Source organism: Emticicia sp. TH156 (assembly GCF_002855535.1).
In the GTDB taxonomy this organism is placed as follows: Bacteria; Bacteroidota; Bacteroidia; order Cytophagales; family Spirosomataceae; genus Emticicia; species Emticicia fluvialis.
Map to the genome: position 1 here is coordinate 272806 of NZ_PKRS01000009.1, position 8783 is coordinate 281588.

Consider the following 8783-nt stretch of genomic DNA (forward strand, 5'->3'; position numbering starts at 1 on the left):
GATTATGTTTGCAAATGAAATGAATTTTGACAGAATTGCAAAAAATCCTTTATTAAATGAAATTAACACGCAGATTAAGCCCGATATTGTAAGGGCGTATCTTCAGATAATTGTTGGCGTCTGCCGATTGTGAGAGACTGTAACGAAATGTGGGTTCTATCCATAAGGATTTGCCGCCTTTAATAGGATATGAAACACCCACCGAAGCATTGATGTAATATCCAAAATCTTTATTGGTTAGTACATGTACCGCTTCTGCACCTGCAATGGCGTAAACGGCGTTTTTCTTACGGCTTACCAGATACGCGTTGTCAACCTTTAAGCCTACTGTTTGCATAAATTGCTTTTGAGATACCTGTTCACCAATACCTACAAGTGTGTACGTACCGTTATTACTGGTTTGTACTTCATATTCGCCGTTGTTCAATTCATAGTTTGCCCATTGCTGCAAACCTGTGTAAGTGGCAGAAAGCCCGACAGCATATCTGTTTGACAACGGTTTCATAGCTCCTGCCCGCAATTGTATTCCGAGCCTTTGGTTATCTATGGCATCCAAACGCCCAACCTGCTGGATGTAAGTATTGGTTTGGGGCAGCACAGTAAATGCCTGATAGGTTTGAAGCGGCATCAGGCTCGCATTAAAGACAATGTCGCGGTGCACTCTCTGTGCTTTTTCCTGGTATGGTTTTTCTATGTTGTAAGCAATGGCATTAAACGGCTTACGAACTGACTTCTGTCGATAACCTTTTGCCTGCAAAGGTTCTGCTTTAAACTCCGCCTGTGCTGATATTTGCGTATTGGCCAGAGTTGCCTGTGGTTCCTTTGTATCAATTAATGCCGGGGCAGGTAAGGTTCTGCCGGTGTTGGTTTTGTTTCCGGCAATCATTGCTTCATTATGAAGCGTTGTCTTGTTCTTACCAGTACGAACACCCGGGGCAGGCTCTTTGCTAATGGCTAAAGGCATTTTTGAAGCATTGCCCGCTAGATATTTGCCAGGGTGTTTTTCTGCGTTATTTTCAGGTCTTGCAGAAACGGAAGCTGCATCAGAAACAGACTTCTTAACCGAAGAATTGTTTGCAACAGCAGCAGGGGTGTCATTACGGTTAAGCAACCACCATAAACTACCCAGCATGAGTACAACTCCTGCTGCCATCCCTATCCTGAAGAAAAGCGGAATAATGCCTCTGCGGCGTTTTTGTGGTTGAATGGCCTCCTGAATTTTTAACCAGCTGATGGCCTGGGGTTCAGGTTCATAGTTTTTGAACTTTTCAGCCAGCTCTACACCTGCACGGATTTTCTCCCATGATTCCTCTTGTGGCTCAGCTTCAAATTCATTCATTCTCCGTTGCAGGTCAATACCTGCTCGTATTTTCTCCCACGATTCGTCCTGAGGTTCAGCTTCGTAATCCTGAAACATGCGGTTCAGATTAATACGCGCACGAATCTTCTCCCATGATTCTTCCTGGGGTTCTGATTCAAAACTGCCGAATTTCTCTGTCAGCTTTCTTCTTATTTCGTCTTCTGAGAGCATATTTTATCCCCTTTAGGGATGTATTGAAAAATTTCTTAAATAGTAACACCCAACTCAATGAGCTTCTTCCTTAAATGCACTTTAGCCCTTGATAACTGCGACTTTGATGTGCCTTCTGAAATACCTAATATTTTGGCAATTTCGTTATGTTCATATCCATCTATCAGGTAAAGGTTCACAACCATTCTGTAGCCATCCGATAGCTCATTTATTATTGAAACTATCTCTTCGTGGCTCAATTGCGATATCGCACTTATATCTGCATTTCCGGTATCTTCAAGCACATGATAATCTACAAACTGCCTTTCATTGCTATTTTGCCTGTAATGGTCAATGGCTGTTCTGATGACCAGCGACTTTACCCAATATTCAACCGATTCAGGTTTTTGCAAGTCATGAATTTTATTGAAAACTTTAATAAAGGCTTCCTGAAATATATCTTCAGCTTCCATAACTGTGCGTGCATAACGACGACAAATACCCAGCAACCGACCTTTATATAGATTATAAAAGGCGGCTTGTGCTCTGGGATCGTTCCGTTGGCATCCAAGTACTAAATCAATTTCACCGGGCATTCTGAAAGGGATTGCAGTGTTCTTAGTAATTACGTTTTAAATAGGCTAGTGATATTTGCCCCAATAATAACTGCGAAAGGGGGTCAGCCTTTTCTGGCAGCTACAAAATTGCTGTTGGCATCAAAACTCAGAATGTAAATGTCGTTCCCGGTTTTAATAACCACTATATATGAAAACAATTGATTGTCTACAAAATTTATCATGCCTGTCTGGAAACTCCAGCCGGGATAATAAGAATTAACATAGGTTTTTATTTTTTCGGTAATGTTGTCTTCCTGCATCACGCGGGCAATACCTTTGCCGATGTTCACTTTCAGGATGGTTTCAACAATGCTTATAATTTTACCTTTATCGTCAAATGCATAATTCAGTACCTGGTCATCTCTGATAATGGCCACCCAGTATATTTTTTTATCTTTATCGGTAATGAGCGAGGTCTGGATATAACTGAAATCCTGATGCCGGCTAATCAGAAAACTACTAATGGCCTCTGGCAGGTCTTTAGCCTGAATGGTTTTGATTTCATATTTACCGCTCGATGCCCCCAACGGCCCGCATACCTGCCCACCTCGCATGAAATCACCTTTATCATTAAACTGCAACGAAAATTGTTTTTTGTCGGCCGTAACCAGAATAAAATAACCCTGCAATTGCCCGCTTTGCGAGAACTTTATTCCGTTTTCGTAGGTCCAACTTGTAAAGTTTTTGTTGAGGCCATCTTTAATTGTCTGAGGCAAATCAGTGAGGGCAATCAGTTTATACTCCAGCTTGTTAAAAGGTACGCCAATGCCCAGGTTGCCCGCCCTTAAAACATTGCCTTTTTCGTCAAACAGATATTCAAAGCTGGTCATGTCTTTAGAAACCACCACCGAATACAATTTGCCATTGGGCATGAGCGAAACCGCTGCTTTTACAAACGTATAGCCTTCATGTTTACTGCCCAGATAGGTTCTGATAATAGTTGGCAGGTCGGTTTCCTCAATAAAATATATTTTAGGGCCACCCTGGCCATTTCCTTGCTGAGGTGGGCCTGGCCTGTCGTTAGCAGCCACCAAAACCAAAGTGCCGGTACTGTCAAAAACGATTGCAATTTCTTTACCGTCCGTAAGTTTTACAATTACTTTATAACCAATTACTGAACCATTAGCCGGCGCCATTTGCTGGCAAATGTACTTGATTTCGGCACCCGGATAGTTGTTATTTATGTAGGTTCTGGCGTTTTCAGGTAATTGTACTGAATTGGTGATTTTGTAGGCTTCAGAGATTTTGCCTGAATTGTTGACAACGGCCGACATGCGGTCTACTTTGAATTGAAAGCTGGACTCCCACAGCTTGCCTTTTTCAAGTGTGGAGAATTTTATCTGTGTTGCTTCCGGAAACTCCTGCTTAATGGCATTGACCGCTACCTGCGGCACGGCCTCATTTGCATTCAACGCCGGTTGAAGGTCCTTCACGCTGTCGCAAGCTGAGAAAACCCAGCTGGTTAGAAACAGGTATATGTAAAGTCTTTTCATTAGATGCGTTGATAACGTATTACTTTGGCCTACTACCTTTAAAGACGCAAACGGGCTGATTTCGGTTGCATGAATAATGTCAGAAGAACTTCTTTATGAGGTAGATGATGAAATTCACCAGCAGACTGAGCAGAATCATAGTTACAACGGGGAAATACACCCGGGTATTGCCATTCTCATACCTGATGTCGCCCGGCAGCCGTCCCAACCAATGCAGCTTATCGGCAAAGAAATAAACAATAATGCCAATGAGAAAAAGGATAGCACTGATGATGATTATGTATTTGCCTGTGGTTTGGTTCATAGAAGGGAATTTAATTACAATATTGAGAATATAAATCGCCCAGCCTATATTTTTCTTTGGCAGATAAACTACTGTATATTTTGCAAAAATACTTTGTATGTTTCCCAATAAGAAAATCTAGCCTATCAAAATAACCTTCTGCATATTCTCCATCAACAAGGGTAGCTAGTCCAACATAAGACCTGAAAACTTTCTGGCTAATACTTGCTCTTTTTCCTATATATATCTGAATATTGCTGAAAATTACGTTCCATTTTTTTTCCTTATTGGGGGAAGTCAATGAATAGTATACGCTAAACTCATTTTCGGTTTTAGGAATCAATCTGACTAATTCTTCATCTGTTAATTTCTTCTGATTATTGAATTTTTCAAGCAAAGTGTATAGCTCTGTTTTGTAGTCAATGTTAGCATGCAATGGAGGGGTAATTGCAAATGATACAAGAAGAAGTGTTATGTATTTTATCATTATCTTTAAGATAGTTTATAATAATATTGATTTATAATTATTCCAATACGATACCGGAAATTTAGGCAAATTTATTTTTACAATTAGAGTGTTATTAAGTTACCAAACTTTCCTGTGTTTTACCGCTTATCCTCCCTATTTTTGCAAAAAATAAAATTACCCAAAAATGACAAACGAAAAACTCGAAGATGCACACAAATTTAAGATTTGGAAGAATAATCTGATAGAAAACGGACTGAAAATCAATGGTATAGACCAACACTATACAAGATACCGTTACAACGGCGAAATTCTTTTTTCTCTGCTGATGCTTGACGCCGAGACCCCCGAGGGTGATAAAATACCACCCATCTGCTTTCTGAAAGGGGAAGTAGTTTGCATTCTGGTTTGTCTGATAGATAAAGACACCAAAGAAAAATACCTGCTGCTGGTAAAGCAACGTCGCATTGCCGAGGGAGGCTTCACTTATGAACATCCTGCTGGTATGGTTGATGGCAGCAAAACCCCTCTGGAAATTTCAGTGCAGGAGGTAAAAGAAGAAACAGGACTGGATGTAACGGCAGACCAGTTGATTAACGTAACACCTCAAAAGCGGGTTTTCCCGAGCACGGGTACCAGCGATGAAGCCATGTACCTGTATTATTGCGAGCTGGAAATGTCTGCTGATGAAATAGCTGACCTGAACGAAAAAGAAATGGGTACTGATTATGAGTTTGAGCGTATTACCACCCACATTTTACCGTTTATAGAGGGGCATAGGCTGATAAACAATAGCAATGGCTTGCTGCTCAATTATCTGTATCTTTCAAAAGTGAAAGATTTTGAGTTAATGGCTCAGCTATAATAATAAACAGAAAAACCTGCCCCAAAGGCAGGTTTTTCTTCTATACAAAGGAAGCGGAAGTTTTATACTAATTTCCAGCCTTCGCGGTATTGGCGTTGAACAAACTGGTTGGCCTCATCGAAGTTGGTAATCTTCATGTTAGTACCATCCCACAATAGTTTCTTACGGCCGTCGTAGTTGAAACCATTTTTGCCGTTAGATTTACGCAGGTTATAGCTGCGGATAGCCAGGTTACCCATCAATACTGTTTCAGTTAATGGACCTGAGTAATCGAACGACGAAGAAAGACCTTTGTGCTCTTTACTGTTAAAGCCGGCTTTGCAAGCCTCAGCCCATGATGCCTGGTGGCCATGTTCAGGAAGCGGTTTAACGTTAGGGTCTTCTTTAGGAGTAATATCTATTTTCTCACCGGTTTTCAGATAAATCTTCGGTGTGTTACCGTAAGTTCCGCAGGTCATTACACCTTTGGTACCAATCATTAATACACCGTTGCTGCTGTCGGCTTCTGCCAATGGTTCGTTGGCCGGAATCCACTCTGGGTGGAACGGACGGATACCGCCGTCTGTCCAATACATAGTAACAGGTGAGTTATTACGCTTGGTAGCAGGGAATTTAATCTGAACACTTGATGACGGAGGGCAGCCTTCAGGGTTATATTCAGGGCTCCAGTCTTTCAGAAACACCTGTCCTACGCTACATTCTACCTCAGTTGGGTAGCCCAATCCTAAGACCCTGAACGCAGGGTCAATCAGGTGGCATCCCATATCGCCCAATGCACCGGTTCCAAAATTCCACCATCCACGCCATTTGAATGGGTGATAAAGCGGGTGATAGTCAACCCATGAAGCAGTACCAACCCACAAATCCCAATCCTGAGGAGTCATAGAATCAATCAGAGCCGGTTTATCTGTTGGCACGGGGTTACCTTGTGGCCACACGGGGCGGTTTGTCCAGATGTGTACATCTTTCACCACTCCAATTGTGCCTTTATCAAGCCATTGCATCATGGCTTTTTGAGTAGGGTTAGAGGCACCCTGGTTACCCATTTGCGTAACCACTTTGTATTTTCTTGCGGCCTCGGTCAACTTACGGGCTTCATAAATATCGTGTGTCAAAGGCTTTTGCACATATACGTGCTTGCCCATAGACATGGCAGCCATAGCTGCTACGGCATGCTGGTGGTCTGGAGTAGAGATAGTAACTGCATCAATGTCTCCTTTCATTTGTTCCAGCATTACTCTGAAATCCTTGTAGCGTTTAGCATTCGGAAACTTATCAAGGCTGCCTTTACAACGAGCCATGTCTACATCACAAATAGCCACTACATTGTTCACACCGTTGTTGTACGCATTGGCAATGTCTGAGCTACCTTTTCCGCCTGCACCAATGGCAGCAATATTTAGCTTATCGCTGGGTGCAATAAAACCTTTACCTAATACATGACGTGGCACAATAAAGAATCCACTGGCGGCAATAGCACCGCTTTTAATAAAATCCCTTCTGTTCGTTGTCTTTTTGTTTTGCATTATTGAAGAGTTGAATAGTGAAAATTAGATTTAAACCGGCACAAAATCATACTTAAATTCTGTAGCCCACAAATTTTGTATAATACGCTTGATTGGTACTTCAAACTTACAAAAAAATCTTTTTTCCTGGCAAATTTTGTAAGATTTACATAAAAAATATTGATTAATTTCTTTTTGAACCCTTTCAGGTTTTAAGAAACGCTTTATTCCTAATATATTACTTTACATCGTCTTGAAAATACTATTGCGGAACGTAAGAAATTTAATCTTTAATTACCTGTGTACCCCAGTGCATTAAATAAACAGATATGGCATTTAAAAAAACGCCGATAAGGTTGGTAATACACACCGACCGCTGGTCATAAAATTTATAACGTGGTTTGTTTTAGTCTGAATGAAAACTAAATTTGCAGCGATGCCGTTAAGTATAACAGCAAGCATATTAAATAAAAAGCTTTTTAATAAATGGCGAAAGTAATAGGTAACCTGACACCACAACAAATAGTAGAGGAGCTGGATAAATACATTATTGGCCAGAAAAACGCAAAGCGTAATGTGGCCATTGCTTTAAGAAACCGCTGGCGCAGGATGAACGCCAGCACGGAAATGCAGGCCGAGATAATACCGAACAATATTCTGATGATAGGTAGTACCGGAGTAGGTAAAACTGAAATAGCGCGTCGATTAGCTAAAATTGCCGAGGCTCCGTTTACTAAAGTGGAGGCGTCAAAATTTACAGAGGTGGGGTATGTCGGGCGTGACTGCGAAAGCATGGTAAGAGACCTGGTAGAGCAATCGGTAAATATGGTACGGGCTGCAAAAAAAGAAGAAGTAAAAACGAAGGCAATGGATACTGTTGAAGACACCCTGCTGGATATTCTGATACCGCCTGTAAAGGATAAAAAAGACGTTGGGTTTTCGATGGAAACAAAAAAACAGGAGATTGATGATAACTCAGAAAATCTGCTGAATGAGAAAACACGTGAGGCGTTCAGAGAAAAATTAAGAAACGGAGACCTGGACCACCGCAAAATAGAAATTGATGTGCAAACCAACGGAATGCCCAATATTGGCGTAATGGGTGGGCCTATCGATGATGTGTCGATGATGAATCTGCAGGATATGATAGGCGGTATGATGCCCAAAAAAGGTAAAAAACGCAAAGTAACCATTGCAGAAGCCAGAAAAATATTACTGGACGAAGAGGCTGCCAAACTTATAGATATGGATGAAGTAAAAGACGAAGCCATCTGGAAAGCCGAGAACCTGGGAATTATTTTTATAGATGAAATTGATAAAATTGCTTCATCGAGCGGTAAGTCGGGCGGGCCGGATGTAAGCCGTGAAGGTGTACAGCGAGACCTGCTGCCGATAGTGGAAGGAAGCACCGTGAACACCAAACATGGCTCTGTTAAAACAGATCATATATTATTTATAGCTGCGGGGGCTTTTCATGTGGCAAAGCCTTCAGATTTGATTCCGGAATTACAGGGGCGTTTCCCGATCAGAGTTGAGTTGGAAAGCCTGACAGAAGAAAACTTCTTTCAGATTTTGCAAACACCTAAAAATGCTTTGACGCGCCAGTATGAAGCCATGCTGGAAGCCGAGGATGTTAGCCTGAGTTTTGATACTGAGGCACTGCGAGAAATTGCCCGAATTGCCTTTTATGCTAATAGTGAGGTTGAAAACATTGGCGCCAGAAGGCTACAAACTGTAATGAGCCATTTGCTGAATGAGATTATGTTTGATGTACCCGATAAAATTGGCGCTAATGCCCGGATTGTTATCACTAAAGATATGGTGAACGACAGGCTGGCAGGTCTGGTTAAAAATAAAGATTTAAACCAGTTTATTTTGTAAAACCTTGGAATATAAATCAAAAAGCCACTGTCTGAAGAAAGACAGTGGCTTTTTGATTTATAAATGGGGAAACCTTATGAGAGATAAGTAATTAAATATCAGCGTATTACATAAAAAAACAACCCCGAAAACTGCCAATTTCTTGGAATTTCGGGGTTTTTGT

8 protein-coding genes are annotated in these 8783 nt (G+C 41.3%); 2 read left to right on the forward strand and 6 right to left on the reverse strand.

Annotation, left to right across the window (positions count from 1 at the left end; genetic code table 11):
* Positions 1–52 precede the first annotated feature (52 nt).
* The 5 genes from C0V77_RS17885 to C0V77_RS17905 form a co-directional block, all read right to left on the reverse strand.
* A complete protein-coding gene (locus C0V77_RS17885) occupies positions 53–1531 on the reverse strand; it encodes a hypothetical protein (protein WP_101727719.1) in 1479 nt (492 codons plus the stop codon).
* A gap of 35 nt (positions 1532–1566) precedes the next feature.
* Complete coding sequence (locus tag C0V77_RS17890; protein WP_101727720.1) at positions 1567–2106, reverse strand: RNA polymerase sigma factor; 540 nt, start codon at positions 2104–2106, stop codon at positions 1567–1569.
* An 83-nt stretch (positions 2107–2189) separates the two neighbouring features.
* Positions 2190–3620: a PepSY-like domain-containing protein gene (locus tag C0V77_RS17895; protein ID WP_101727721.1), complete on the reverse strand. Its 1431-nt coding sequence runs from the start codon at positions 3618–3620 to the stop codon at positions 2190–2192.
* A gap of 79 nt (positions 3621–3699) precedes the next feature.
* A complete protein-coding gene (locus C0V77_RS17900; protein ID WP_101727722.1) occupies positions 3700–3924 on the reverse strand; it encodes a DUF2905 domain-containing protein in 225 nt (74 codons plus the stop codon).
* A 10-nt stretch (positions 3925–3934) separates the two neighbouring features.
* Positions 3935–4390, reverse strand: coding sequence for a hypothetical protein (locus tag C0V77_RS17905; RefSeq protein ID WP_101727723.1), 456 nt, complete (start codon positions 4388–4390; stop codon positions 3935–3937).
* Positions 4391–4556: 166 nt separating this feature from the next.
* Here C0V77_RS17905 and C0V77_RS17910 point away from each other — a divergent pair, with 166 nt between their 5' ends.
* The gene (locus C0V77_RS17910) at positions 4557–5234 is read left to right on the forward strand and encodes an NUDIX hydrolase (protein WP_101727724.1); all 678 of its coding nucleotides are present in this window, start codon (positions 4557–4559) and stop codon (positions 5232–5234) included.
* Positions 5235–5296: 62 nt separating this feature from the next.
* On the opposite strand, the gene C0V77_RS17915 is transcribed toward C0V77_RS17910, so the two are convergent.
* Positions 5297–6760 (reverse strand): Gfo/Idh/MocA family protein, encoded by a 1464-nt coding sequence (locus C0V77_RS17915; protein ID WP_101727725.1) that lies wholly within the window; start codon positions 6758–6760, stop codon positions 5297–5299.
* 465 nt (positions 6761–7225) lie between these two features.
* Between C0V77_RS17915 and hslU the strand changes: the two genes are divergently transcribed.
* Complete coding sequence (gene hslU, locus C0V77_RS17920; protein ID WP_101727726.1) at positions 7226–8620, forward strand: ATP-dependent protease ATPase subunit HslU; 1395 nt, start codon at positions 7226–7228, stop codon at positions 8618–8620.
* Positions 8621–8783 lie beyond the last annotated feature (163 nt).